21 protein-coding genes and 2 tRNA genes are annotated in these 26,254 nt (G+C 28.6%); 11 read left to right on the forward strand and 12 right to left on the reverse strand.

Features of this window, described 5'->3' with window-relative positions; translation table 11 throughout:
• Positions 1–32: 32 nt before the first annotated feature.
• Together AB0T67_RS08210 and polA are read right to left on the reverse strand one after the other, a co-directional pair.
• Positions 33–425 (reverse strand): hypothetical protein, encoded by a 393-nt coding sequence (locus tag AB0T67_RS08210; RefSeq protein ID WP_369219902.1) that lies wholly within the window; start codon positions 423–425, stop codon positions 33–35.
• Between the two features lie 11 nt (positions 426–436).
• Positions 437–3,298 (reverse strand): DNA polymerase I, encoded by a 2,862-nt coding sequence (gene polA / locus AB0T67_RS08215; protein ID WP_369219903.1) that lies wholly within the window; start codon positions 3,296–3,298, stop codon positions 437–439.
• 174 nt (positions 3,299–3,472) lie between these two features.
• Between polA and AB0T67_RS08220 the strand changes: the two genes are divergently transcribed.
• Together AB0T67_RS08220 and AB0T67_RS08225 are read left to right on the forward strand one after the other, a co-directional pair.
• A complete protein-coding gene (locus AB0T67_RS08220) occupies positions 3,473–4,696 on the forward strand; it encodes a metallophosphoesterase (RefSeq protein WP_369219904.1) in 1,224 nt (407 codons plus the stop codon).
• 87 nt (positions 4,697–4,783) lie between these two features.
• A complete protein-coding gene (locus tag AB0T67_RS08225; RefSeq protein ID WP_369219905.1) occupies positions 4,784–5,077 on the forward strand; it encodes a thioredoxin family protein in 294 nt (97 codons plus the stop codon).
• On the opposite strand, the gene AB0T67_RS08230 is transcribed toward AB0T67_RS08225, so the two are convergent.
• Both AB0T67_RS08230 and AB0T67_RS08235 read right to left on the reverse strand, forming a co-directional pair.
• Positions 5,074–5,727 carry a polysaccharide deacetylase family protein gene (locus AB0T67_RS08230; RefSeq protein ID WP_369219906.1) on the reverse strand — a complete coding sequence of 218 codons (654 nt, stop codon included), beginning with the start codon at positions 5,725–5,727 and terminating at the stop codon, positions 5,074–5,076. The two genes, AB0T67_RS08225 and AB0T67_RS08230, sit on opposite strands and share 4 nt — an antisense overlap.
• A gap of 5 nt (positions 5,728–5,732) precedes the next feature.
• Entirely contained in the window at positions 5,733–8,855 is a 3,123-nt protein-coding gene (locus AB0T67_RS08235; protein WP_369219907.1) for a glycosyltransferase family 117 protein, read from the reverse strand.
• Positions 8,856–9,037: 182 nt separating this feature from the next.
• Here AB0T67_RS08235 and AB0T67_RS08240 point away from each other — a divergent pair.
• Positions 9,038–9,109, forward strand: a tRNA-Gln gene (locus tag AB0T67_RS08240).
• A gap of 82 nt (positions 9,110–9,191) precedes the next feature.
• A tRNA-Gln gene (locus AB0T67_RS08245) sits at positions 9,192–9,263 on the forward strand.
• Between the two features lie 48 nt (positions 9,264–9,311).
• Here the strand turns inward: AB0T67_RS08245 and AB0T67_RS08250 are convergent.
• A complete protein-coding gene (locus tag AB0T67_RS08250; protein ID WP_271230962.1) occupies positions 9,312–9,659 on the reverse strand; it encodes an arsenate reductase family protein in 348 nt (115 codons plus the stop codon).
• A 43-nt stretch (positions 9,660–9,702) separates the two neighbouring features.
• Here AB0T67_RS08250 and AB0T67_RS08255 point away from each other — a divergent pair, with 43 nt between their 5' ends.
• Entirely contained in the window at positions 9,703–10,158 is a 456-nt protein-coding gene (locus tag AB0T67_RS08255) for a DinB family protein (protein ID WP_369219908.1), read from the forward strand.
• A 71-nt stretch (positions 10,159–10,229) separates the two neighbouring features.
• On the opposite strand, the gene AB0T67_RS08260 is transcribed toward AB0T67_RS08255, so the two are convergent.
• On the reverse strand, positions 10,230–10,838 hold the full coding sequence (locus AB0T67_RS08260) for a superoxide dismutase (protein ID WP_369219909.1): 609 nt from the start codon (positions 10,836–10,838) through the stop codon (positions 10,230–10,232).
• 124 nt (positions 10,839–10,962) lie between these two features.
• Positions 10,963–11,997: a class 1 fructose-bisphosphatase gene (gene fbp, locus AB0T67_RS08265; protein ID WP_369219910.1), complete on the reverse strand. Its 1,035-nt coding sequence runs from the start codon at positions 11,995–11,997 to the stop codon at positions 10,963–10,965.
• Between the two features lie 159 nt (positions 11,998–12,156).
• Between fbp and AB0T67_RS08270 the strand changes: the two genes are divergently transcribed.
• From AB0T67_RS08270 to AB0T67_RS08280, 3 genes are read left to right on the forward strand one after another with little or no spacing between them, the layout of a single operon-like run.
• Positions 12,157–12,642 carry a GNAT family N-acetyltransferase gene (locus tag AB0T67_RS08270; protein ID WP_369219911.1) on the forward strand — a complete coding sequence of 162 codons (486 nt, stop codon included), beginning with the start codon at positions 12,157–12,159 and terminating at the stop codon, positions 12,640–12,642.
• The gene (locus AB0T67_RS08275) at positions 12,629–13,873 is read left to right on the forward strand and encodes an aspartate kinase (RefSeq protein WP_369219912.1); all 1,245 of its coding nucleotides are present in this window, start codon (positions 12,629–12,631) and stop codon (positions 13,871–13,873) included. The genes AB0T67_RS08270 and AB0T67_RS08275 overlap by 14 nt, the downstream gene beginning before the upstream one ends.
• A gap of 57 nt (positions 13,874–13,930) precedes the next feature.
• Positions 13,931–15,754, forward strand: coding sequence for a GNAT family N-acyltransferase (locus tag AB0T67_RS08280; protein WP_369219913.1), 1,824 nt, complete (start codon positions 13,931–13,933; stop codon positions 15,752–15,754).
• A gap of 286 nt (positions 15,755–16,040) precedes the next feature.
• Here AB0T67_RS08280 and rseP read toward each other — a convergent pair whose 3' ends face one another.
• Complete coding sequence (gene rseP, locus AB0T67_RS08285; protein WP_369219914.1) at positions 16,041–17,390, reverse strand: RIP metalloprotease RseP; 1,350 nt, start codon at positions 17,388–17,390, stop codon at positions 16,041–16,043.
• Between the two features lie 167 nt (positions 17,391–17,557).
• Between rseP and AB0T67_RS08290 the strand changes: the two genes are divergently transcribed.
• The gene (locus AB0T67_RS08290; RefSeq protein WP_369219915.1) at positions 17,558–18,235 is read left to right on the forward strand and encodes an SCO family protein; all 678 of its coding nucleotides are present in this window, start codon (positions 17,558–17,560) and stop codon (positions 18,233–18,235) included.
• 81 nt (positions 18,236–18,316) lie between these two features.
• Here the strand turns inward: AB0T67_RS08290 and AB0T67_RS08295 are convergent, their stop codons facing one another.
• Together AB0T67_RS08295 and AB0T67_RS08300 are read right to left on the reverse strand one after the other, a co-directional pair.
• A complete protein-coding gene (locus AB0T67_RS08295) occupies positions 18,317–18,661 on the reverse strand; it encodes an SdpI family protein (RefSeq protein WP_369219916.1) in 345 nt (114 codons plus the stop codon).
• A 3-nt stretch (positions 18,662–18,664) separates the two neighbouring features.
• Positions 18,665–19,990, reverse strand: coding sequence for a serine hydrolase domain-containing protein (locus tag AB0T67_RS08300; protein WP_369219917.1), 1,326 nt, complete (start codon positions 19,988–19,990; stop codon positions 18,665–18,667).
• A 91-nt stretch (positions 19,991–20,081) separates the two neighbouring features.
• On the opposite strand from AB0T67_RS08300, the gene AB0T67_RS08305 reads away from it, so the two are divergent.
• On the forward strand, positions 20,082–21,293 hold the full coding sequence (locus AB0T67_RS08305) for an aminotransferase class V-fold PLP-dependent enzyme (protein ID WP_369219918.1): 1,212 nt from the start codon (positions 20,082–20,084) through the stop codon (positions 21,291–21,293).
• Between the two features lie 219 nt (positions 21,294–21,512).
• Complete coding sequence (glpQ, locus tag AB0T67_RS08310) at positions 21,513–22,421, forward strand: glycerophosphodiester phosphodiesterase (protein ID WP_369219919.1); 909 nt, start codon at positions 21,513–21,515, stop codon at positions 22,419–22,421.
• Positions 22,422–22,425: 4 nt separating this feature from the next.
• Here glpQ and AB0T67_RS08315 read toward each other — a convergent pair whose 3' ends face one another.
• On the reverse strand, positions 22,426–23,673 hold the full coding sequence (locus tag AB0T67_RS08315) for a hypothetical protein (RefSeq protein WP_369219920.1): 1,248 nt from the start codon (positions 23,671–23,673) through the stop codon (positions 22,426–22,428).
• Positions 23,660–26,095 carry a DUF2339 domain-containing protein gene (locus AB0T67_RS08320; RefSeq protein ID WP_369219921.1) on the reverse strand — a complete coding sequence of 812 codons (2,436 nt, stop codon included), beginning with the start codon at positions 26,093–26,095 and terminating at the stop codon, positions 23,660–23,662. The genes AB0T67_RS08315 and AB0T67_RS08320 overlap by 14 nt, the downstream gene beginning before the upstream one ends.
• Positions 26,096–26,254: the final 159 nt, after the last annotated feature.

The raw sequence follows: 26,254 nt of genomic DNA on the forward strand, positions 1-26,254 counted from the left end.
TTATAAAGTTAGCAATCATTTTTTTATGACTATTATTCTCCCTCATACCTAGTGGCACTTGGGCAGAATAATAATTCTGTTGGATTATCAATATCATATAAATACTGATAACTTCTAGTTTCTTTATGACAATAAGGTGCTATTAATTTTAGCATATTTTGAAAACCATCTAAAGTCAATACACAAAAAAAAGTTTGGTTATCTTTGGTTAAAATCCCTTCATCCGATTTGAATAAACCAAAAATTAAATTACAATTTCTAGCTTCTATAAAATCAACTTCAGATAAATCTAATCGTTGTTTTTTCTCAATAATTGTTTCTTTAATTAATGCGCTAAATTTAGTTGCTTCCTCTTTGTTGAAATTGTACAAACGCACAACATTTTCGTCAAAACCATTTACATTATCTATATAATCTAATTCCATTTTTCTCTTAATTAATGTGCTTGTAACCAATTTTCGCCAATTCCTATTTCTACATCTAACGGAACTTCCATTTTAAAGGCATTTTCCATTTCTTGTTTAATAATTGGTTTTATAATTTCTAATTCGTCTTTATGAGCGTCAAAAACTAATTCATCATGTACTTGCAATAGCATTTTCGATTTAAAATTTTCTTTCTCAAATCGATTATAAATATTAATCATTGCTAGTTTTATAATATCGGCTGCACTTCCTTGAATCGGTGCATTTACAGCATTTCTTTCAGCTGCACTACGAACAATTCCGTTTCTAGAATTAATATCTTTTAAATACCTACGTCTGTTTAAAACGGTTTCAACATAACCGTTATCACGGGCAAAGTCTACTTGTTCAGCCATATATTTTTTTAACTTCGGATACGTCTCGTAATAGGTATCAATCAATGCTTTTGCTTCTTTACGAGATAAATCCGTTTGATTGCTCAATCCGAAGGCAGAAACTCCATAAACAATACCAAAATTGACCGTTTTTGCATTGCTACGTTGCTCACGAGTTACTTCTTCCAAAGGAACATTAAATACTTTTGAAGCCGTAGAAGCATGAATATCTTCGCCATTTTTAAAGGCTTCAATCATGGTTTCTTCTTGGCTTAATGAAGCAATAATTCTTAATTCAATTTGAGAATAATCGGCAGCTAATAACACATAATTTTCATCACGAGGAATAAAAGATTTTCGAATTTCCTGACCTCTTTTTGTACGAATCGGAATATTTTGTAAGTTCGGATTGTTCGAACTCAATCTTCCTGTTGCAGCAACCGCTTGCGCATAAGATGTATGAATACGTCCTGTTTTTGTATTTACTTCATTCGGTAAAGCATCAACATAAGTACTTTGTAGTTTTTTATACTGACGATATTCTTGAATATCTCTAATAATTTGATGGTCTTTTGCTAAAAATGAAAGCACATCTTCAGCCGTAGAATATTGACCTGTTTTAGTCTTTTTTGGTTTTTCAACCAATTTCATATTTTCAAATAATACAATTCCCATTTGTTTTGGTGAAGCAATATTAAATTCTTCTCCCGCTTGCTCGTAAATGTTTTTTTCTAAGCGTTCAATATCAATAGTTAAATCAACAGAAAGTTCTTTTAAAAATGGCACATTTAAGTTGATACCTTCAATTTCCATAGCCGTTAAAACTGAAACTAATGGTGTTTCAATTTCATTAAATAGCTTGGTTACATTTCCGCTTTCTAATTCTTTTGTAAAATATTCTTTTAATTGCAATGTTATATCAGCATCTTCAACGGCATATTCGGTTTGTTTGGCAATTTCAACAGTTCGCATAGAAAGTTGATTTTTCCCTTTTTTTCCGATTAATTCAGTAATTGGAACAGGCTGATAATTTAAATAAGTTTCCGCCAAAATATCCATTCCATGACGCATATCAGGATTTATCAAATAATGCGCAATCATCGTATCAAATAATTTTCCTTTAACAGCAATATTATAATTTGATAAAACTTTGATATCATATTTTAAATTATGCCCAATTTTTTCAATTGTTGATGCTTCAAAAAATGGAATGAATTCTTCTAAAATAGCAGTTGTTTCTTCTTGATTTTCAGGAAAAGAAACATAATATCCTTTTCCTATTTCCCAAGAAAAAGAAATCCCGATTAATTCAACTTCTAAAGCTTTTAAACCTGTTGTTTCTGTATCAAAACAAACAGTAGTTTGTTGCATTAATTTTGATAATAATAATTTTCTAGCTATCGGAGAATTTATATGTTGATAAAAATGAGGTGTATTATCGATAGTTTTAAACCCAGAAATAGATACTTCTTCGCTAACAGTTCCAGTTCCTGGAGCTGCAAACAAATCAAATTGTCCATCTGAATCTGTAGCAGGAATTGCTTTAACTATTGTTTCTTGGTCTTTATTTTCGGTATTTTCTTCGGATGTTTTTTCACCTGCTTTTGTAGGAACAGCAGCCGTAAAAATTCTAACAAAAGTATCGGCTAAACGACGAAATTCTAAATCATTAAAAATATCGGCAGTTGCTTGAATATTTGGTTGACACATTTCAAAATCCTCTTGATGAAAATCAACAGGAACATCCAACATAATAGTAGCAAGTTCTTTTGATAAAAGACCTAATTCAGCATTTGCTTCTATTTTTTCTTTCATTTTCCCTTTTAAATCTGCTGTGTTTGCTAACAGATTTTCCATAGAACCATATTGTGCTAAAAATTTTTTTGCTGTTTTTTCTCCAACACCAGGTAAACCAGGGATATTATCAACAGAATCTCCCATCATTCCTAAATAATCGATAACTTGTTCAGGGTGTTCTACGCCAAATTTTTCTTGAACTTCGGCAACTCCCCAAGTTTCATATCCACCGCCAAAACGAGGACGGTACATAAAAATATTTTCAGATACTAACTGAGCAAAATCCTTATCAGGCGTTACCATAAAAGTTTGATAGCCTTCTTTTTCTGCTTTTTTTGCTAAAGTTCCAATAATATCATCAGCTTCATATCCTGTTTTTACAATTACAGGAATATTCATAGCTTCTAACATTGCTTCTATATATGGAATTGCAATTCTTATTGCTTCAGGAGTTTCTTGTCTGTTTGCTTTATATTCAGGAAAAGCGTCTTTTCTAGCAACAGAACCACCACGATCAAAACATACCGCTAAATGATCTGGGCGTTCACGTTTTATAACATCTAACATCGAGTTTGTAAAACCCAAAATAGCGGAAACATCCATTCCTTTCGAGTTAATTCTTGGATTTTTTATAAAAGCGTAATATCCTCTAAAAATTAATGCGAAAGCATCTAGTAAAAAAAGTCTTTTTTGATCTGCCATTAAGTATGTGTTAAACCTGTTGAAGTACGTTTGAATTGTAAATAATATGAAAAGAAATGAAGCCTTAAAATGCCTTTGTTAATTTCGCGGGTAAAGTTACAAAACTTTAACAAGATGTTGAAAATTGATTTTTAATATTCAACCTATATTTGTGTTACTTTTAAATATACTTATATGTCTCGTTTTTTTGCATCTATTATCATTATATCATTAGTTGTTATTGTGTTTGAGGTTTATGCTTTTCAAGCGATAAAAACAATCACTAAAAATAAATTTATTCGCTACGGATGGTTGTTTATTGGAGTTTTGGCGTATGTTAATTTTTTTTATGTGATACTTACTTCCGATAGAACTTCGGGACAAACAAAAGATTTTCAATGGGCAGTAGGAATGCTTTTAGTAGTATTACTTCCTAAGTTATTTATGTTATTAGTATTGTTTAGCGAAGATGTTTTTCGATGGATTCAAAAGGGAGTTTCATATATTTCATCAAACGAAACAAAACCATTAGCAGGACGTAGAAATTTTATCGCAAAATTAGCTTTAGGTATTGCGGCAATTCCTTTGGCAGGATTATTATATGGTATTTTTAAAGGAAAGTATAATTATAAAGTACTAAAATATCAATTATCATTTAAAGATTTACCCGAAGCTTTTGACGGTTTTACAATCACACAAATTACCGATATACATGCGGGAAGTTTTACTAATAAAGAAAAAATAAGTTATGCTGTCGATTTAATAAACGAACAAAAATCTGATATGATTTTATTTACAGGTGATTTAGTAAATAATTTTGCTCATGAAATGGATAATTGGATTGACGTATTTAAAAAATTAGATGCTCCTGTTGGTAAATATTCAATATTAGGAAATCATGATTATGGCGATTATTCAAAATGGAAAAATCCAGCAGATAAAAAAGCTAATTTTAAAGCGATAAAAGAATTGCATCCTAAAATAGGATTTGAATTGTTATTAAATGAACATCGATATATAGAAAAAGATGGACAAAAAATAGCCTTAATTGGTGTTGAAAATTGGGGAAGAGGCTTTAATAAAGCAGGTGATTTAACTAAAGCATCCGAAGGAATTAATCAAACAGATTTTAAAATATTAATGAGCCATGATCCAAGCCATTGGGAAAGTAAAGTAAAAACGGATGCTTTTAATTATCAATTAACATTAAGTGGTCATACTCATGGTTTACAATTCGGAATTGAAATTCCTGGATGGATTAAATGGAGTCCGTCACAATATGTTTATAAACAATGGGCAGGTTTATATAATGAATTTGGAAGATACATTAATGTAAATAGAGGATTTGGATATCATGCTTTTCCTGGTAGAGTAGGAATTTGGCCAGAAATTACTGTTATTGAGTTAATAAAAGGTTAACTTTCTGTTTTTTATAGTGTTATATTTTTTTTAATTATTTTAAAAGTAGTATTTTTAAAGTAATTTTTGTTTAAAAAACTATGCTATATGGCAAAATTTGGAGAAATTATAAATAATAAGAAACCTGTTTTAATTGATTTTTACACTGATTTAAACCTCTTAAACTCTAATTTAGAAATACTCAGAGATGTTGCTGCTGCTTTAGGAGATAAAGCAAAAGTAATTAAAATAGATATTAAAAAAAATGAAACGCTTGCTTATGCTTTGCGCGTTAAAGGAAATCCTACTTTTATAATTTATAAAAATGGAGAAATACAATGGCGTAAAACAGGTGAGCAAGATGCAAACACTTTAATTGGTTTGGTTCAAAAATATATTTAATTTATTGGTTTAAATTGATATCCTTTTTTTGTGAATATTTCTAGAAACTTAGGAAGCGCATATTGTAAATTATGGCGTGCCTTAATACTATCATGAAAAACAATTATATCTCCTCTTTTTGTGTTTTTAACAACGTTACTTAGGCATTTTTCTTTTGTGATTGACTTATCAAAATCACCAGAAAGTACACTCCACATAATAATTTTATAGCCTCTTTTTAAAAGCTGTTTTCCTTGTGATGCTTTTATTTTTCCGTAGGGTGGTCTAAATAATTTTGAGTTTTTTATGACATCTGTTTTTTCGCTTATTTCAGAAATGATGTTTTCACAAACTAGTACATTATCTACGTAGGATTTTGTATCAGTTTTCCATCCGTTTAAGTGATTATTTGTGTGATTCCCTATCGAATGACCTTCTTTTATTATCCGACAGAAAATATCAGGATTTTTTTTGATATTATCTCCAATACAAAAAAAAGTAGCTTTGGCATTATATTTTTTTAATTCATCTAATACAAATTCGGTAACTTCAGGAATTGGTCCATCATCAAAAGTTAAATAAATTTCTTTTTTATCAACAATAAAATGCCAACAATACTTTGAAAATATTTTTCGAAGTATTGTTGGCATTTTTATAGGATAGAAACTCATAAAACCTAAGGTTTTACTGTGTCTAATTGTTGATTCGGTTGTTGTTGTGTTGGCTCATCTGCCATTAAATGTTTAAATAAACTAGCATGATTTATATAATCGTTAAAAGCTTTTTTTCCGTATTCCATATCATCATCATATTTTGTAATTTGCTGAATAATATTTTGATACATATATAAGTTTGTTTCTAAATTATCAATAATTAAATCAATATCATTATCTTTAAAAGTACTATAATATTTAAGTTTTTGCTGAAAAACATCTATTAAAGTTTCTGCGGTTTCATGTGCTTTTTCGAGGTCGCCCATACGATAATATAATTCAGGATATCCTAAAGAAATACTGTAGTGTTCAAATTGTTTAATCGGTAATTTGTATAAAGATAAATCCAATACATCTTTGGCATTCACAGAATCTCCTTCTTTTAAATATTCTTCAGATAAACGCATTAAATTATTTCTGATAGAAATAGCGTTACGTTTAGATTGTTCATCTAAATAAATTTTACCATTATTGATGGTTTTCCAATTCCATTTTTTAACGTTATCGTACATTTTTTTAGTATCGACACGTCCCATACTCATTATTGATTTCCCTTTGTTTGATGTTTTAATAGGAACAAATTTGTATGACATTCCGTCTAACTGTAAATAATCTTTTAACCAAATATATTCTTCATCTGCATTTGCACCTCCTGTGAAATAAATAGGACGTTTCCATTCGAAATTATTTAAAATATCGAGCATTAAAATACGGTTTTTAGTCAAACCTTGTTCATCAACAGTAATATCGATATAATCCAAAATTTTATCAGCATCTTTTTGTGCAACTAATCCTGTTTTTAAAACATTTTCTTTATTTACAGGAATTCTAATTCTGTTTGTAGGATAAAACTTTTCTCTTACATCATTTTCTTCATCAATATAATAAGTACCGTCATTATCACTTTCAATCCATCGCATAAAGTTATTTATAGAAATAATAGAATCTTTAAACCTTGGATGCGGAATATGATAGGCAATATCTAACGTTCCATATTTATATTGGTCATGTGTTAATTTTGATGGAATAGGTTCAGCTTCGTATGTTTTCTTTTTCATTTGGTCGATATACCAAGCAGTTTGAAAAAGACTGGTGTTTACAATTTTAATATCTCTACGAACACCTTCAACTTGTTGCATGTACCAAAGTGGGAAAGTATCGTTATCTCCAATGGTAAAAATTATGGCATTCGGATCACAACTTTCTAAATACGTTTGTGCGTTTAATTGTGCTATAAAACGGTCGCCTCTATCGTGGTCATCCCAATTCTGAACACTCATTAATACAGGAACAGCCAATAATGAAACAGCCGAAACTCCAATTGCAACCGTTCTTTTGTTAGCATAATTTTTTAGATAATCATATAAAGCAAATACGCCAAAACCAATCCAAATTGCAAATACATAAAACGAACCTACTACGGCATAATCACGTTCACGAGGTTCAAAAGGCTTCGGATTTGTATAAAATATAATTGCAAAACCAGTAAAAGCAAAGAATAGGGCAAGGGTATATAAATTATTTTTATCTTTTTTAGATTGATAAATTAATCCGATTAATCCTAAAATTAAAGGTAAAAAAAAGTATTTATTACGTCCTTTATTATTTTTGATATCATCAGGTAAATGTTGTTGAGAACCTAAACGGATTTCATCAATAAAATCGATACCACTTAACCAGTTTCCATTTTCAATATCTAAATGACCTTGGGCATCGTTTTGTCTTCCAACGAAATTCCACATAAAATAACGCCCATACATGTATCCAAATTGATAATCAATCATGAATTTTATGTTCTCAACAAAAGTTGGTCGTCTTTTACTTCTTGCAGGAATTCCTGCAATTTGCTTATAATGTTGTTCTGAAGCAGGATTTACCATTCTAGGGATAAATCCTTTGTGTTTACTCGAATAATTAGGAACTATATTTTTGTATTTATTTACAATAATATATTTTCCGTTTTTCTTTTCGTATTTCGGTTTATCATCCTTAAAAGGTTGATCAGTATCCTGTGTTCTATCATGTGCAACTGAATAATAATTGTCATAAAAAACATTAGCATCACCATATTGTTCACGGTTGTAATAAGCTAATAATTCACGAGCACTTGATGGATTATTTTCGTTAATAACAGTATCAGCATTTGCACGAATTGGAAGCATCAACCAAGATGAAAAACCAATCATAATAAATAGTACTGACAAGACTAAAGTGTTTGCCATTACTAAGTTTTTTTTGCGAGTATAACTTAATCCGAAGATAAATAACCCGATTAAAACAACACAAGCAATAATAGTTCCTGTGTTATATGGTAAGCCTATTTCGTTGATAAAAAATAATTCTGAAATACTAAAGAATTTAAGCGTAAACGGAAACAAGAATTTAAAAACAAAAGCTAAAACAAGTATGGAAATTAAAGTAGCAAATGCGGTTGTTTTTAAGGTGATGTTTTTATAGGTTTTGAAGAAATATAACATCACAATTGAAGGAATAACTAAGAGCGATAAAATATGAACTCCAAACGAAAGCCCAACTACAAAACTTATTATTACTAACCATTTGTGCCCTCTTGGGGTATTTATTTCATCTTCCCAGCGTAGCCCTAACCAAAATAATAACGCCATTAAAAATGACGACATTGCATATACTTCACCTTCTACGGCACTAAACCAAAAACTATCAGAAAAAGTATAGGCTAATGCACCAACTAATCCACTTCCTAAAACAGCAATGGCTTCATTTTTACTGAACTTTCCATTTTTGATAGCCATTTTTTTAGCCAAATTGGTAATTGTCCAAAACATAAATAAAATAGTAAAAGCACTGGCTAAACCAGACATGAAATTTACCATTTTAGCCCATTGACTGGGATCATTACTAAACATTGCGAAAAAAGCACCTAACATTTGAAATAAAGGCGCACCTGGTGGATGCCCAACTTCTAAATTTACGGCTGTAGATATATATTCGCCACAATCCCACGAACTAACCGTTGGCTCTAGTGTTAATGTATAAGTAATTAGTGCCACGGCAAATGAAACCCAGCCTAAAAGGGTGTTCCATTTTTTATAATTAAAATCGTTCATAGTGTTTTATATAGTATAAGTACGAAAGTATTAATAACTGTTGATTTTTTACTAAAAACAAAAATATAATTTTAAGGAATTTGACTTACTAGGTATGTACATAAAAAGATGTTAAAATAAAAAAATAAAAAATGTTTGTAGATATAAAACTTTGTGTTATATTTGCACCCGCAATAAGTAATTGGCCTATGGTGTAATTGGTAACACACCGGTTTTTGGTACCGACATTCAAGGTTCGAGTCCTTGTAGGCCAACTTAGTATTTTTAAATGTTTAAGTAGGTTTATAAAATTACTAAAATATAAAAATTGTTTTTATATTTACAAAACTTATTAATTGGCCTATGGTGTAATTGGTAACACACCGGTTTTTGGTACCGACATTCAAGGTTCGAGTCCTTGTAGGCCAACAAAAAAGCTTCATAATCGTTAAGATTTTGAAGCTTTTTTTAGTTTTATTAATTTAATTCTTCTTTTAAAGTTTCAATTACTTTTTTACTATTTCCTATAAATATTTTATCATCAACAATAAAAACAGGACGCTTTAAAAAAGTATATTCTTCTAAAATATATTCACGATATTCAGCTTCGGTAATTTCTTTATTTTTTAAATCTCTTTCTTTATATAGCCTTGCACGTTTATTAAATAAGCTTTCATAACTATCAGTTAATTCTCTCATTTCTTCTAATTGGCTTACAGTGATGTTATTTGTTTTTATCTCTTGCTTTTCAAATCCATCAATATTAACTTCTTTTAAAATACGTTTGCAAGTATCACAAGTTTGTAAAAAATATACTTTCTTCATGGTTTAATAATTATCTTTGATAAACGCTAAAATAGGTAGAATAATGAATAAACAATTTGAAATTTTAAAAAGATCAAGAGAAATAGTTTTACGTAAAATTGATGGTTTATCAATAGAACAATTACATAAAACGCCTGAAGGATTTAAAAACAATATCGCATGGAATCTTGCTCATTTAGTAGTAACTCAACAGTTATTACAGTATAAATTATCAGGATTAAATTGTTTAGTTTCTGATGAATTAATTGAAAATTACAGAAAAGGAACATTTCCTACGGATGCATTTTCAGAAGAAGATTTAGAAGAGGTAAAAGAATTGTTTATCGGATTACCTGATACTTTACAAGAAGATTTTGAAGCAGGTATTTTTACTGAATATACAACTTATGAAACAAGTACAGGTTTTACAATAGATTCTATAGAATCGGCAATAGCTTTTAATAATTTACATGAAGGAATTCATTTAGGTGTTATTTTAGCTTTAGTTAAGTTGGTTTAAATTATAAAAAAAACTCCAAAGTAAATAAATACTTTGGAGTTTTATATTTTAAAAAAAAAGTTGCTTAAAGATTATTTAGCTTCAGCAAATCTTCTTTCTACTTCGTTCCAGTTGATTACTTTAAAGAAAGCATCAATATAATCAGGACGACGGTTTTGGTAGTTTAAGTAGTATGCATGTTCCCAAACATCTAATCCTAAAATAGGAGTTCCTTCACAAGCAACACCAGGCATTAATGGGTTGTCTTGGTTTGGAGTAGAACAAACTTCGATTTCACCACCTTTTTTAACACATAACCAAGCCCATCCTGAACCAAATTGTGTTGCAGCAGCCTTAGAAAAAGCTTCAATAAAAGCTTCTTTTGAACCAAATTTAGCTTCAATAGCATCTTTTAATTCTCCAGATAAATAACCTCTATCTTCAGGTTTCATTACTGTCCAAAATAAAGAGTGATTAAAAAAACCACCACCATTATTACGAACAGCTCCATTACTCATGTCTAAATTAGCAAGAATATCTTCAATAGATTTTCCTTCTAAATCAGTACCTGCAATAGCTGCATTTAATTTAGATGTATATCCATTGTGGTGTTTACTATGGTGAATCTCCATAGTTCTTGCATCGATATTTGGTTCTAATGCATCGTAAGCATATCCTAATTCTGGTAATTGAAAAGCCATAATTATTTGTTTTTTAAATAGGTTAATTTTTTGTTTTTACTAATGTAAATTTAACCCAAAAAAATAAGGCAAACAACTGTTTGCCTTATTCTAAATTTATTTAGGTATAAATAATTGTTATTCTTTAATATACTGGTTTTTCATCCGCAGAAAATTCAGTCATAAATTCTTCTGCTTTTGTTACCATTTGTTTACTTCCGCAGAAAAAAGGCACACGTTGATGTAATTCTGATGGGTTGATATCCATAATTCTTGTAAATCCGTCTGATGCTTTACCACCTGCTTGTTCACAAATAAAAGCCATTGGGTTACATTCATATAATAAACGTAATTTTCCGTTAGGCGTAATTGTTGTTGATGGATAAATATAAACACCTCCTTTAATCATATTTCTATGAAAATCAGTTACTAATGAACCAACATAACGAGCAGTATAAGGTCTGTTGTCAGCTTCATTAAGGTCTTTACAATGTACTAAAAAGCGTTTCATTCCTTCTTGAAAGTAGGTGAAATATCCTTCGCTTACAGAGTATATTTTACCAATTTCAGGATATTGCATGTTAGGGTGCGATAAGTAAAAAGTACCAATTGCAGGATTTAATGTAAATCCATTTACACCGTTACCAGTAGTAAATACTAACATTGTAGAAGTTCCGTAAGCAACATAACCAGCAGCTACTTGTTCACTTCCTTTTTGTAAGAAATCTTCTTTTGTTACAGGAGTTCCTACTGGAGAAATTCGTCTGTAAATAGAAAAAATAGTTCCTACAGATACGTTTACATCAATGTTTGAAGAACCATCTAAAGGATCCATCAATAAAACATATTTGTTTTCGTTTGTTTTGTTTTTACCTTCAACAATAACAAAATCATCTTCTTCTTCACTTGCAATACCGCAAACTATTTCACGGTTAATAAGTGTTTGTTTAAAAAGGTCATTTGCTAAAATGTCTAATTTTTGTTGCGTTTCTCCTTGTACGTTAATATCACCAGAAGCACCTGTAATATCTACTAAACCAGCTTTCCTAATTTCATGATTAACCACTTTAGCAGCTAAACGAATAGAGTTGATTAAACGAGATAACTCACCTGTAGAGTATTTAAAGTCTTTTTGATAACCAATAATAAACTCACCAAGAGTCATATGCTTGTTGTTCATGTCAAATTTTTGTGTTGCGCACAAAGATGCCAACTTTTTTACGGTTTTACAAAGATTTTACATTTTAAAATTTTGAACAAATACAATTGATGTGTTTTAATTTTCTATTTGTTTTTTAGGAAGATGTATTAACAATTATCTTTGTATAAAATTGAAACAATGAGTTTTATAATTAGAGAAGGAGTTAAAAAAGATGCAGTATCAATATTTAATTTAATTGTTGAATTAGCTATTTTTGAAAAAGAACCAGATGCTGTTAAAATTACACTTGAAACTTTAATTGCAGATGGTTTTACTGATAATCCGAAGTTTAAAACCTTTGTAGCTGAAGAATTAGATGGAACAATTATAGGAATGGTACTTTTTTATGAACGTTATTCTACTTGGAAAGGAAAAACAATTCATTTAGAAGATTTGATGGTTACTGAAACCAAAAGAGGTATTGGTGCAGGTAAAAAACTATACGGCTCAGTGATGAAATATGCGCAAAAAAACAACTTTAAAAGAGTTGCTTGGGAAGTATTAGATTGGAATAAAAATGCCGTTGATTTTTATAAAAAAACAGGAGCAACTGTTTATAATCAATGGAGAGTATGTCATATGAACGAAGACAACTTAACACAGTTTTGTAATGAGAATATTTAAGTTTGGTGGTGCATCAGTAAAAGATGCCGCAGGGGTAAGAAATGTAGCAAGTGTATTACAACATGAAGGTACAGAAAATGTTTTAGTAGTAATCTCAGCAATGGGAAAAATGACCAATGCTTTTGAAGCATTAGTTGCCGCTTATTTTAAAGACGAACAAAGTTTAAAAGAATCTTTAAAATTTATTGAAGATTTTCATAAAAATATAATTGCTGATTTATTTAAATCAAATGCGAATATTTACATTAAAGTTAATCATTTATTAGGTGAGTTAACTGGCTTTATGGCTCAAAATAAATCAGATAATTATAACTATGTTTATGATCAAATAGTTGGTTTTGGTGAATTATTATCAACAACTATTGTAAGTGCTTATTTAGCAGAAACAGGTGTAGAAAATAATTGGTTAGATGTTAGAAACTGTATAAAAACAGATAGTAGTTATAGAGATGCACAAATTAATTGGGAAGAAACAGCAATTCAAATAAACACTAATGTTGTTAAAAACACGTTAAACATTACTCAAGGTTTTTTAGGAAGTTCAGGTACTGAAACAACTACACTTGGTAGAGAAGGTTCTGATTATACAGCAGGTATTTTTGCGTATTGCTTAAATGTAGAAAGTGTTACAATTTGGAAAGATGTTGATGGAGTTTTAAATGCTGACCCTCGTGTATTTTCAGATACTCAATTATTACATGAAATATCATATACTGAAGCGATAGAAATGGCTTTTTACGGAGCATCTGTAATTCATCCAAAAACAATTCAGCCATTAGAACAAAAAAATATTCCGTTATTTGTACGTTCTTTTGATAATCTATCAAATAAAGGAACTTGCGTGGGAAAAGGATCAAAAATAAATCCTGAAGTACCTTGTTTTATTGTAAAGAAAAATCAGATTTTAATATCAGTTTCAGCAAAAGATTTTTCTTTTATGGTTGAAAGTAATATTAGTGATATTTTTGAAAAATTAGATAAATATAAATTAAAAGTAAATTTAATTCAAAATTCAGCGATTAGTTTTTCGGTGTGTGTTGATGATAAATATGATTTATTTGATACTTTTTATGATGAGTTAAAAGTTAAATTTAAGATAAAATCATACAAAGAAGTTACTCTTTATACAATTCGTCATTTTGACCAACAGGCAGTCAATAAAATACGTGAAAAAGGAACAGCTATAATTAGTCAAATAAACACAGAAACAGCACAGTTGGTTATACAATAAAAAATGTAAAACCCGTAAAAATTCGCTTATATTTGCATTTGTGCCAAATTTAAACTTATGGGAATAGTTACATCAAAAGAAATTGCTAAAGTTATCGGATTAGATAAATTAGGAATTGTAGGAACTTTTACGGGTTGGATGTTAATGAAGGTTTTACGCATTTCTGCGATAAACAAAATTTATGATAAAAATAAAGATAAGAGTGATTTAGAGTTTTTAAATGGTGTTTTAGCTGATTGTAAAGTTGCCTATGAAATACCAGAAGAAGATTTAAAAAGAATACCAAAAGATGGTCCTTTTATAACAATATCTAATCATCCTTTAGGCGGAATAGACGGTGTTTTATTATTGAAAATATTAATTGAAAAAAGAACCGATTATAAGATTATAGGGAATTTTTTATTGCATAAAATTGAACCTTTACAACCGTATATAATGCCTGTAAATCCTTTTGAAAATAGAAAGGATGCAAAATCGAGCATTGCAGGAATTAAAAATTCATTATTGCATTTACGTGAAGGGAAACCATTAGGTATTTTTCCCGCAGGTGAAGTTTCGACCTATCGTGATGGAAAATTAATGGTTGATAAACCTTGGGAAGATGGAGCTATACGCTTGATTAAAAAAGCAAAAGTTCCTGTAATACCTATTTATTTTCATGCTCGAAATAGTCGCTTATTTTATTTATTATCTAAAATTAGTGATACTTTACGAACAGCAAAATTACCATCAGAGGCTATTTCTCAAAAAAATAAGGTTATAAAAGTACGAATAGGAAAACCTATTTCGGTAAAAGACCAAGAAGAATATAAAGACATTCCTTCTTTTTATAAATTTATTAGAAAGAAAACATATATGTTAGCGAATCCTTTTGAAAAGGAATCTTCTAAAATATTATCACCTCAAAATTTAAAAATTCTTAAAAAAGCTAAAGATATTACAGCTCAAAGATCTCCTGATTTATTTGTTAAAGAAGTAGATGCTTTAAGAGATAAAGGAAGCCGATTATTAGAAAGTAAAAATTACGAAGTGTTTTTTGCAAACGCAAAAGAAATACCAAATGTTTTACATGAAATAGGTCGATTACGTGAAATTACTTTTAGAGATATTGGTGAAGGAACAAATAAAGCCATTGATTTAGATAAGTTTGATAAGTATTATCACCATCTTTTTTTATGGGACAGCGTTGCTAAAGAATTAGTAGGTGCTTATAGAATGGGGTTAGGTAAAGATATTTTTAAAAAGTACGGAATAAATGGTTTTTATATTCATACTTTATTTAGAATAGAGCCAGAGTTATATAATATGATGGAAAACTCTATGGAGTTGGGTAGGGCTTTTGTAGCTAAAAGTTATCAACAAAAACCAATGCCTTTATTTTTACTTTGGAAAGGAATTGTACACGTTACATTACGTTATCCTGAATATAAATATTTATTAGGAGGAGTGAGTATTAGTAATAAATTTTCAGCATTTTCTAAGTCGTTAATGATTGAGTTTATGAAATCTCATTACTATGACCCTTATGTGGCGCAATATATTTATCCGAAGCAAGAATTTAAAGTAAAATTAAAAGATGCCGATAAAGATTTTGTATTTGATGCAACCAAAGCAGATATGCAAAAATTTGATAAAATTATTGACGAAATTGAACCTGGTGCATTGCGTATGCCTGTACTTATTAAAAAGTATGTGAAACAAAATGGACGTTTAGTAGCTTTTAATGTAGACCCAAAGTTTAATAATGCTGTTGATGGTTTATTATACATAAAGGTAGCAGAAATACCAGATAGTACTTTAAGACCTGTTATAGAAGAGTATCAAGCACAATTAGAAAAGAAAGCTTTAGAAAAGAAAGGTCTTGAAAAGATAGATAAATAGTTAACTTTACTATAAAATAATAAAAAGCATCGTAAAATTTTACGATGCTTTTTTATTTAAATAAGATGTTATTATTCCTTTTTTAGCAATATTAAAATTTTTATGTACAAATGCCTAGCCCCGATTGAAGCAATTGTTTGAGCTCCTTTTTTTTCTTCAAAAAAAGAGCGAGTGCGGAAAGCGGGAAATTGCTTCTAATTATTTTTAATCATTCTTAAAGTATAGTTGAAACAAAAAAAAGGACTCGTTAAAACGAATCCTTTTTTTTAATTATTGAATAGTTGTTTTACTTAAAAAACGTTCTGAAAATATCGTTACCATTGGCAAATAGTAATAGTGTTACCAATAAAACAAAACCAGCTATTTGTGCATATTCTAAAAATTTATCACCTGGTTTTTTACCCGTAATCATTTCCCATAAAGTGAAAACTACATGACCTCCATCTAAAGCAGGAATTGGCAATAAATTCATAACTCCTAACATGATTGATAAAAATGCTGTAATGTTCCAAAAAGCTTCCCAGCTAAATTCAGCAGGAAAAACACTTCCGATAGAAATAAAACCTCCTAAACCTTTGTAAGCTCCTGTACTAGGATTGAAAACCTTTTTTAATTGCTTTACATAATTCGTAACTGTTGACCACGCTTTTACTGTTCCAGCAGGAATAGCCTCACCAATTGAATATGTTTTTTCGGCTAATTTATAATAACCTAATTTTTCTAAATCTTTTAAAGATAATTGCCCTAATGCAACGCCTAATTTACCTTTTTCAGTAATTTTAACAGGAACAATTACGTTTTCAATACCTCTTTTAATAGTTAGGTTAACTTCTTGTCCTTTTAATTTGTCTAGTTCAGTTTTAGCTTCATCAAAATAAGTTATTGAAACGCCATTTATAGCAGTAACAATATCTTTAGATTTTAAATTACTTTTAATATTTGGTGAATCTTCGGCTACTTTAGCAATAACAAAAGGCATTCTAACACCAATAAAACTTCCAGAATTTTTATCTCTATCGACTAATTTTTCAATAAAATTAGTAGGAATTTCTTTGTTAATAACAGTTCCATTTCTTTCAATAGTATACTTATTTCCATTGATAAAAGCACCTGTAAGTTCTCTGAATTTTCTAATTTCTTGTCCATCAACAGAAAGAACTTTATCACCAGTTTGTAAACCTAAATCTTTACCTAATTGGTCTTGTACCCAAATTCCATCTTTTAAACTATCGTTTGGAACAAATTTTTCGCCATAAGCATACATCAAACAAATGTAAATAACAATACCTAATACAAAGTTTACAAAAACTCCACCTAACATAATAATTAAACGTTGCCATGCTGGTTTAGAACGAAATTCCCAAGGTTGTGCAGGTTTGCTCATTTGCTCGGTATCCATACTTTCGTCAATCATTCCAGCTATTTTTACGTATCCTCCTAATGGAATCCAACCAATACCATACACAGTATCGCCTATTTTCTTTTTGAAGATAGAAAACTTATAATCAAAAAATAAGTAAAATTTTTCAACTTTAGTTTTAAATATTTTGGCAGGAATAAAATGTCCTAATTCATGTAAAACAATTAAGAGTGATAAACTCAAAATAAATTGTACTGCTTTTATTAAAATTTCCATAAAGGTGTATTTCTAAATTTAAAATCGAACAAATGTACGTTTTTCAATACAGCTGTAAAAGTTTGATTTATATATGAAGATTTGTTTTAACATTTTTTTTAAGATAAGAGATAGACAAATTTCTTTTTAGCTGTATTTTTGTTTAAATTTTCAATAAATTAATTTAAATGGACTTAAAATTTTTTAAAAAATCAAAAAGTACGTTACTCTTTTTACTTGTTTTTTGTGCAGTTGGTGTTCCTGTTTTTTATCATTTAGTAAAAGTAGATGATAAATTACCTGTTTATAATCCTGCGGATATTAATCCTAGATTGGTAGATAAATCAGTGCGTTCAAAATCAAGAAATCATAAAATTGGTGATTTTAAATTGATAAATCAAAACGGCGAAACCATTACTAATGCTAATTATAAAGATAAAATTTATATAGCTGATTTCTTTTTTACTCGTTGTCAAACAATTTGTTTGATTATGGCGTATAATATGAACGAATTACAAGCGCATTATAAAAATGATGATGATATTATGTTTTTATCGCATTCGGTAACGCCTGTTATGGATAGCGTTCCTCAATTAAGAAAATATGCCGATGCAAAAGGTGTAATTGATGGAAAATGGAATGTTACAACTGGAGATAAAAAGCATATTTATAACCTAGCACGTAAGCATTATTTTGCTGTTTTAGATGAAGGTGATGGCGGAGAAAATGATTGGGTTCATACCGAAAACTTTGTTTTAATCGATAAAAAAGGACAAATAAGAGGTTCGTATGATGGAACAAAAAAAGAAAATATGCAAAAAATTATTGATGATATTACCTTGTTAAAAGAAGAATACGCAAAGTAATTCGTTTAACTATCAAAATATAAAAACGTCCTTTTTAATATATTTAAAAAGGACGTTTTATGTTTAATTTATTTGTGTTTTTTACTTTAATTTATTTCCATCATCATCAAAATTTTTGCTGATTTCTTGTTCTGTTTTAATTACAGATACAGCTAAAGATAATAACATAATCGCCATTGGTTGCCAGCTTAAATTTTTACTGATAAAAGCAAGTATTAATGTTGCAACAAATGAAATACTCGAATATATTAAAAACTGTTTGGTAAAAAAGCTATTTGCAAATTGCCAAATAATATTATTTTTAATAGTTTTATTGGTACGATATCCATAAATAGGATTTATCTTTTTAGGTGGAAAAAAATAAAATATAATACTAAATAAAAATAAAAATCCGTTTACAGATAGTACGTAATAATAAGGGTTCATTGTTTAGTTTTTAATTGAAGTTATAATTCCTTTTAATAGCATATTCACATCAGCATTTTTACTTAAACCAGTACGAACTACTACTAAATTTTGGTTTGGCAAAATAAATACATTCTGACCTTTATATCCATTAAAAGAATACATATTTTTTGGTACATCAGGATATTTATTACCAGCATTTAACCATAGTTGTGCGCCATACTGTTTATTAGAAGTAGGAGTAGGTGTTGTAGCATAATCTACCCAATCTTTATCAAAAAGGTGTTGCCCGTTCCATTCGCCATTATGTAGATATAAAAGTCCTAGTTTAGCCCAGTCTCTTGCTGTTGCCCAACCATAAGAAGAACCTACATAACTACCATTTACATCGGTTTCTATTAGCATAGAATTCATACCTATTTTATCAATTAAAGCACTGTACCAATAATCTAAATATTCTTGATGCGTATTAAATTTAGTACGAATAAGCCCCGATATTAAATTAGTTGTTCCTGAAGAATAATTCCATGTTTGGTTCGGTTTACCTACTAAAGATTTATTTAACTGTGTTTTAGTCATGTCATTTTCTAAAAACAACATTTTACTAACATCTGATATTGTATTGTAATCTTCAACCCATTCTAAACCAGAATTCATTTGTAATAAGTTATTAAGTGTAATGTTTTTACGCTCATCATTTTTCCATTCATCAAATAAATTGGTATCTGCTACATTTATTTTTCCTTTACATTGTAAAATTCCAACAATAGTACTAGCAATACTTTTAGTCATCGACCAACCTAATTGTTTTGAGTTTTTATCAAAACCATCGGCGTATTTTTCAGCAATAATTTTATCCTTATAAATAACAACAACCGAACGTGTTTTATTTTTTGGATTAAACAAAGTATCAATAACTTCATTTAGTTTTTTATAATCAATATTTGAAAAAAAAGTATCTTTTTGATTAGCATTTCCATACGGAAAAGGCGTAATATTATCAGGTTTGCTACGCTTTGGAATGGGTGTTTTTTTAGTGATATCAAAATCATCATTAATTAAAACAGCACCTAAACCTTCTCTGTAAATTGCTTTTCTTTTTAATAATCCAAAGACTGAACCTGTCGCTGATTTTTCTTCAGAATTTATTTCATCAGAAGTTAAATTTATAGGTGAAAAATTATTGTCATTTTCATCAGTGAAAGCTAAACTTCTATCGGCTAAAAAAACCGATGAAGCTGTATTTTTAGCAGAATAACCAGCTAATATATTTAACTTCGGATAATTAAAATAAACAATAATAATAAGTATTGCAATAACAATTAATAGTACTCTTTTCAAATTTTTCATATAAAAACAGTTTCTAACAAATATAAGAATTTAATTGTTTGATGTTTATATTTAAAATGCAAGACCTACCTTTGCTATAAATATTTTTTTTATGTTTATAGTAGATAAAATTAGAGCTGATTTCCCTATTCTTAACCGACAGGTACACGGAAAAAAATTAGTGTATTTTGATAACGGAGCAACTTCTCAAACTCCGCAAGTAGTTATTGACGCTATTGTTGATTATTATTCTAATTATAACGCGAATATTCATAGAGGTGTACACACTTTAAGTCAGGAAGCAACTGATAAATATGAAGAAGCTCGTCTTAAAGTTCAAAAGCACTTTAATGCAAAACATTCGTATGAAATTATTTTAACCGCAGGAACTACGCACAGTATTAATATTGTTGCTTCAGGATTTTCGGCTATTTTAAAAGAAGGAGATGAAGTAATTGTTTCATCATTAGAACATCATTCAAATATTGTTCCTTGGCAGATGCTTTGTGAAAAAACAGGCGCTGTTTTAAAGGTAATTCCGATGGATGAAAATGGTGCTTTAAAAATGGATGTGTATCATGAATTATTAAATTCGAATACTAAATTGGTATTTTGTAATCATGTTTCAAATGCTTTAGGAACTATAAATCCGATTAAAGAAATTATCGATGCAGCTCATAAATTTGGAGCGTATGTTTTAATTGATGGAGCACAAGCAACACCACATTTAAAACCTGATGTTCAAGCTTTAGATGCTGATTTTTATGTAGCATCGGCGCATAAAATGTGCGGACCAACAGGTGTTGGATTATTATACGGAAAAGAAGAATTATTAAATTTATTACCACCATATCAAGGAGGTGGTGAAATGATTGAAACGGTAACTTTCGAAAAAACAACTTATGCAGGTTTGCCTCATAAATTTGAAGCAGGAACGCCAAATATTTGTGGAGGAATTGCTTTTGGAGCTGCCATAGATTATATGAATGCTGTTGGTTTTGATAATATAGCGAATCAAGAAAATGAATTATTAGCCTACGGAACACAAGAATTAGAAAAAATTGAAGGCTTAAAAATTTACGGAACAACTAATAAAGCTGCTGTAATTTCTTTTAATATTGAAGGAATTCATCCGTATGATATTGGTTCTATTTTAGATAAATTAGGCGTAGCAGTTCGTACAGGACACCACTGTGCACAACCGATTATGAATTTTTTCTGTATTCCTGGTACTGTTAGAGCATCATTTGCTTTTTATAATACAAAAGAAGAAATCGACATTTTAGTAGCATCAGTAAAAAGAGCTAAAATGATGTTGAGTTAAAAATATCTTTATAGATAATTGTGTTTTATATATTAAAAAACCTCACAGAATTAAAAATCTGTGAGGTTTTTGTTATTATATATTATCTAGATATAAAAATCGTGTAAAAATGCCTAGCCCCGATTGAAGCAATTGTTTGAGCTCTTTTTTTGATTTTTCTTCAAAAAAAAGCGAGTGCGGAAAGCGGGAAATTGCTTCAAATTATTTTATATTTATCAGATGAAATTATCTAAAATAGTAATTGCACATCGTGGTGCATCAGGATATTTACCCGAACATACCATGGAATCAAAAGCAATGGCATATGCTATGAATCCTGATTATATTGAGCAAGATTTGGTACTAAGTAAAGATAATATTCCAATTGTTATTCATGATATTTATTTAGATGATGTTACCAATGTAGCTACTATTTTTACTGATAAAAAAAGAGCAGATAATCGGTATTATGTAATCGATTTTACTTTTGATGAATTACAGCAATTACAAGTAACCGAACGGTTTGATACCAAAACACAAAAACAATTTTATCCAAAGCGATTTCCTAAAGGAAAAGGAAATTTTAAACTTCATTCTTTACAACAAGAAATTGAACTTATTCAAGGTTTAAATTATAGTACAAATAAAAATATTGGAATTTATCCAGAGATAAAAAATCCTGATTTTCATCATAAAAATGGAAAAGATATCGCTAAAATAACGTTAGATATTCTTTCTGATTATGGTTACAAAACTAAAAAAGATGCCTGTATTTTTCAATGTTTTGATGCCAAGGAATTAGAAAGAATTCGAAAAGAATTAAAATCCGATTTGTTTTTAGTTCAGTTAATAGAATTTGAAGAAGAAACAAAACAATTAAAACATTTTTCAACTTATGCCGATGGAATAGGACCTTGGTATAAGCAAATTTTAGCTGAAAAAATAGCAGATAAATTTACTTTTACAAATTTAGTTTCAGAAGCGCATCAGCTCGGTTTAAAAGTGCATCCATACACTTTTAGAGCCGATAGTTTAGATGAATTCTCTTCGTTTGAAGAAATGATGCAAGTATTATTTTTTGAAGCTAATATTGACGGTGGTTTTACTGATTTTCCTGATAAAATGGTCGTTTTTTTAAATGATAATTAATTTTTTAAGATTGTTTTTTTTCTTGATTACCAATATCTTTTATCAAAGAAAAAGCAAAATAAATAATAAAACCACCACTTAATACAATACAAATCCACATAAAAATAGTGGTTTGCCAAAAAGGTGTATTTTTAGGCGATACAGTTTTAGTTTTGTTTTTAGAAAACGATGTAATACTTGTTTCTGTGATGTTTTTAGTAGTCGATGAAATGAAATTTTCTAAATCGTACGACGGTTTTGTTAAGGTAGCATCAACTATTATTTTGTAACTATTTGCTTTCTTTAAATTAGCAATTAAATAGATTGGCTTCTGAAATAATTGGATATTTTTTATTGCTAAAGCAGGATTATCTTTATTTTCAATTTCTATGATAAACTCTTTTTCGTTCAAGTTGTTAAACGTAAATGAGTTTTTGTTTTTAGAATTTAATTGAAAAGAAGCGATGTTTTCAGTGTAAGTTTCTACACGTTTTTTAATTTTTCGCTCTCTTTTTACAAAGATTTTAGCATTTCTTAGAAAAAAATCAGTGTCAATTTTAAAAGAAATACTATTTATTTTATGCGAATTTTCAGCCGTAAATTTAAGTTGTGTAACCTTTTTCTTTTTTTCGGTAGCAATTAATTCTTGTTTGTATTGATTTATTTCAATTGCATTTTGAGTAAAAATTTTACTTTTATAGATTCCTGCTTCTAAAATATTTATGGGTAATGAGTTTTTATCATCAAAATTGATGCGTAAAAAAGGATAGGTATTTAAAGGGAAATGAATAGTTTGCTCTAAAAATATTTTTCCTGAAGCTGTTTTTTTAGGTGTGCTTTTATGCGATAAAATACGATTAGAAGTTAATCCAAACCAGTCAGAACCATTGTCACTTCCGTATAGATTATAGCTTTTTATTATTTTTGTATTGGCAATTTTTAGCGTAATTGTAGCTAGTTTTTCTACGGATTTATTTTCTATTATAATTGAAGTAACAGAATCTTTAATAACTTGTTTTGATCCTATTTTAAGTTGCTCAAAAGTTGAGAATTTTTTATCATTATTATAAATTAAAACATACGGAATATCATTTTTTAATGAATCTTTAATTCTTAAAAAATTATAATTTTCATTGCTAACAGCTCTAACTTTTAGAGGTAGCATTATTTTATGCAAACCGTTTTCATTTATCGAATTAATACTACCTGTATAATTTTGAGCAAAAGTAGTAAGAGAAACAAAAAAGGTAATTAATAAACTATATTTCATCATCTGTATTTTTATTTTCGGTGGTTTCATCAATAACTAATTTTTTTAATTTTTGATACACAAAAGAAATTATCAATATTAAAACTCCTAATAATATAAAAGCAATAATTTTTCCTGTTTCTGAAACATTTTTAATATCGTAGATAAAAAGTTTCAAAATGGTAATTCCGAGTAACGAAAGTGCGATTACTCGTAAATTTTTCCATTGTTTTTTTATCCCGATAATTAAAAAAATAAAAGAAAAAATACCCCAAAGTATTGGATATCCTATTTTAATAATTTGTGTTTTTGTCGCTGATATTTGGCTGTGTACAAAATTACTTTTAGTGTAAAAATCATTTTCTGATTCAGAGAGTTTTTCAGATAAAGCTACTGTATCAACAGAATTTGAAAGATATAAACCATGTATCATTATTTCATTACTTAAAATATATACAATGGCAAAAGTAAATATCCAAGGTAACCATTTACGTTGTTTTGGTTTTATCTTAAATAATAAATCGGATGTCTTATATAATTGATATCCAAAATAAATTAAACAACTTAAAATGATATAATGAAAGTAAAAAGCATAGTTTGTATCAGTGTTTTCTACGAAGTTTTCAATTAATTCGTTTGCAGGTAATTTGTAAAAATTAATAATATAAAGTGCTGTTGAAACAATACCTACAATTAAAATTCCTTTTGAAATATTTTTATTTTTTAATATTGATGCCATATATAATATGGTGGTAATAAATATAAAATGATATGTGACAGGAAAAGATAAGGCAGAAAAAGTGTTCTTTAAATATTGATAAGCTTGATAATTTACTTCTAAAATACCCGTAAAATAAGTTATTAAAATAGTGATAATTAAAAGTATATTTCGATAAGAATTAATATTTATAGTAACGTTTTTTATAATGATTTTTTTCTCTTTTTTTAATAACCAATATGTTAAAAATAGCGAACTACTAACCACTAAACCTGCAATAAATAACGGATTTAAGATGATAGTTAAATCTTCTGTAAAGTTGTATTTTTCCCAATCTAAAAATAAACTGATAAGTGTTAAAACTTGTATTATAAATCCACCAATTTTAAAGGTATTTATTTTTGATTTTTGAGATAGCCAAAATAATAAAACAGCTTCCGAAGCCCAGAAAAGTGTAATAATATTACCTTCAAATTGAATTGGAATTGTTAAGGTAACAAAAGTTAAAGCAAGTCCGATTAACAGATAAATAGCGTTTTTATCTAATCCGAATTTTTTATATAAAACAGTAGCGTAAGCAATGTTATAAAGTGCCAATAATAAAGTAAATAATCCTGTTAAATTTGATTCTAAATCATTTAAAATTAACATTCCTAATCCGAAAAATACAAAGGTATTTGCTACTAAAATAAAATATTCTATCGTAGAAAAAACACCTTTGTTTCTAAGATTATTTAAAACAATAGTGATGCTAAATATAAAATAGAATAAGGTTGCAAAAGTTAAGGCTCCTGAGTGTGAAAATGTTTTGTAACCTATTTTTAAACCACACCAACTTCCGAATAATATTATTGTAAATATAAAAGATAATATTGTTGAAATTCGCCATTTTTTAAAATAAGAAATTCCTAATATTCCGATGTTTAAAATAGCAATGTAAGTAAATAAAACTACGTAATTACCTTCGCCCGTACTTACCATAAATGGCGCTGAAAACCCACCTATTAATGATAAAACAGCTAGTTCTTGTCGGTTATAAGAAACCGCAACTAGCGTACTAAAAATGGTTATTACCGTCATAATAGCAAAAGCTACCGTTTGACTAAATAACTCATATTCATGAAAAGCAATATAAATAGTAAAGTAAAAAATACTAATAGCTCCCGCCACTAAAACCGAGCTAAAAGAGGTGTAATTTTTCTTTAATTTATGAGCAATTGCCATAATTAATGAACCACATAAAACACCAATTCCAACTCTTGCAGGTTCGTTTATCCAATCTTTATCGATGGCATATTTTACGAAAAAACTAATTCCTAATACTAAAATTAAGATTCCAAGTTTATTAATCAGGTTTTCACCGATGAATTTTTCTAAATCAGGATTTTTATCTTTAAATTTTTCAAAAAATGATTTTTTAGGAATTGATTTTATGGTATCTTTAATCGGTTTTTCTATTGTTTTTTTATCCTCTAAAATAGGATTGACTTTTAAAGAATCAGTAATAGGAGGTATTATAATTTCCTCTTTTTTAGGAATAGGAATTATCGGAGTTACTATTTTTTCTTCTTCGGATGCTACATTTTTATTAGCTATAACGGTATCTTTTGAAAAAATTTCTTTTTGTAAATCGGCAATTGTTTTATTGAGTTGCTCAAATTTTTTGTTGATATTTTTATTGATAAAATAAAAACATAGTAAGGGCATTATAAAGTATAAAAATTCCATAGCATATCATTTTGAATTTCACATCAAATGTAAACCTTTATAATGATACCGATTTTTAATGCCATCAAAAGTAAAAAATACGTTTATAAAAGCTGTTATTATTTGTTTTTTGATATTTTTTAGGTAAAAACTAAATCAATAGTATTATTCTTATAAATT

The organism is Tenacibaculum salmonis (assembly GCF_041053065.1).
Taxonomy (GTDB): Bacteria; Bacteroidota; Bacteroidia; order Flavobacteriales; family Flavobacteriaceae; genus Polaribacter; species Polaribacter pacificus_A.

Excerpts from the sequence above, each read along its gene's own strand:
- AB0T67_RS08210 (WP_369219902.1), bottom strand. The coding sequence starts at position 425 with ATGGAATTAGATTATATAGATAATGTAAATGGTTTTGACGAAAATGTT.
- polA (WP_369219903.1), bottom strand. The coding sequence starts at position 3,298 with ATGGCAGATCAAAAAAGACTTTTTTTACTAGATGCTTTCGCATTAATT.
- AB0T67_RS08220 (WP_369219904.1), top strand. The coding sequence starts at position 3,473 with ATGTCTCGTTTTTTTGCATCTATTATCATTATATCATTAGTTGTTATT.
- AB0T67_RS08225 (WP_369219905.1), top strand. The coding sequence starts at position 4,784 with ATGGCAAAATTTGGAGAAATTATAAATAATAAGAAACCTGTTTTAATT.
- AB0T67_RS08230 (WP_369219906.1), bottom strand. The coding sequence starts at position 5,727 with ATGAGTTTCTATCCTATAAAAATGCCAACAATACTTCGAAAAATATTT.
- AB0T67_RS08235 (WP_369219907.1), bottom strand. The coding sequence starts at position 8,855 with ATGAACGATTTTAATTATAAAAAATGGAACACCCTTTTAGGCTGGGTT.
- AB0T67_RS08250 (WP_271230962.1), bottom strand. The coding sequence starts at position 9,659 with ATGAAGAAAGTATATTTTTTACAAACTTGTGATACTTGCAAACGTATT.
- AB0T67_RS08255 (WP_369219908.1), top strand. The coding sequence starts at position 9,703 with ATGAATAAACAATTTGAAATTTTAAAAAGATCAAGAGAAATAGTTTTA.
- AB0T67_RS08260 (WP_369219909.1), bottom strand. The coding sequence starts at position 10,838 with ATGGCTTTTCAATTACCAGAATTAGGATATGCTTACGATGCATTAGAA.
- fbp (WP_369219910.1), bottom strand. The coding sequence starts at position 11,997 with ATGAACAACAAGCATATGACTCTTGGTGAGTTTATTATTGGTTATCAA.
- AB0T67_RS08270 (WP_369219911.1), top strand. The coding sequence starts at position 12,157 with ATGAGTTTTATAATTAGAGAAGGAGTTAAAAAAGATGCAGTATCAATA.
- AB0T67_RS08275 (WP_369219912.1), top strand. The coding sequence starts at position 12,629 with ATGAGAATATTTAAGTTTGGTGGTGCATCAGTAAAAGATGCCGCAGGG.
- AB0T67_RS08280 (WP_369219913.1), top strand. The coding sequence starts at position 13,931 with ATGGGAATAGTTACATCAAAAGAAATTGCTAAAGTTATCGGATTAGAT.
- rseP (WP_369219914.1), bottom strand. The coding sequence starts at position 17,390 with ATGGAAATTTTAATAAAAGCAGTACAATTTATTTTGAGTTTATCACTC.
- AB0T67_RS08290 (WP_369219915.1), top strand. The coding sequence starts at position 17,558 with ATGGACTTAAAATTTTTTAAAAAATCAAAAAGTACGTTACTCTTTTTA.
- AB0T67_RS08295 (WP_369219916.1), bottom strand. The coding sequence starts at position 18,661 with ATGAACCCTTATTATTACGTACTATCTGTAAACGGATTTTTATTTTTA.
- AB0T67_RS08300 (WP_369219917.1), bottom strand. The coding sequence starts at position 19,990 with ATGAAAAATTTGAAAAGAGTACTATTAATTGTTATTGCAATACTTATT.
- AB0T67_RS08305 (WP_369219918.1), top strand. The coding sequence starts at position 20,082 with ATGTTTATAGTAGATAAAATTAGAGCTGATTTCCCTATTCTTAACCGA.
- glpQ (WP_369219919.1), top strand. The coding sequence starts at position 21,513 with ATGAAATTATCTAAAATAGTAATTGCACATCGTGGTGCATCAGGATAT.
- AB0T67_RS08315 (WP_369219920.1), bottom strand. The coding sequence starts at position 23,673 with ATGATGAAATATAGTTTATTAATTACCTTTTTTGTTTCTCTTACTACT.
- AB0T67_RS08320 (WP_369219921.1), bottom strand. The coding sequence starts at position 26,095 with ATGGAATTTTTATACTTTATAATGCCCTTACTATGTTTTTATTTTATC.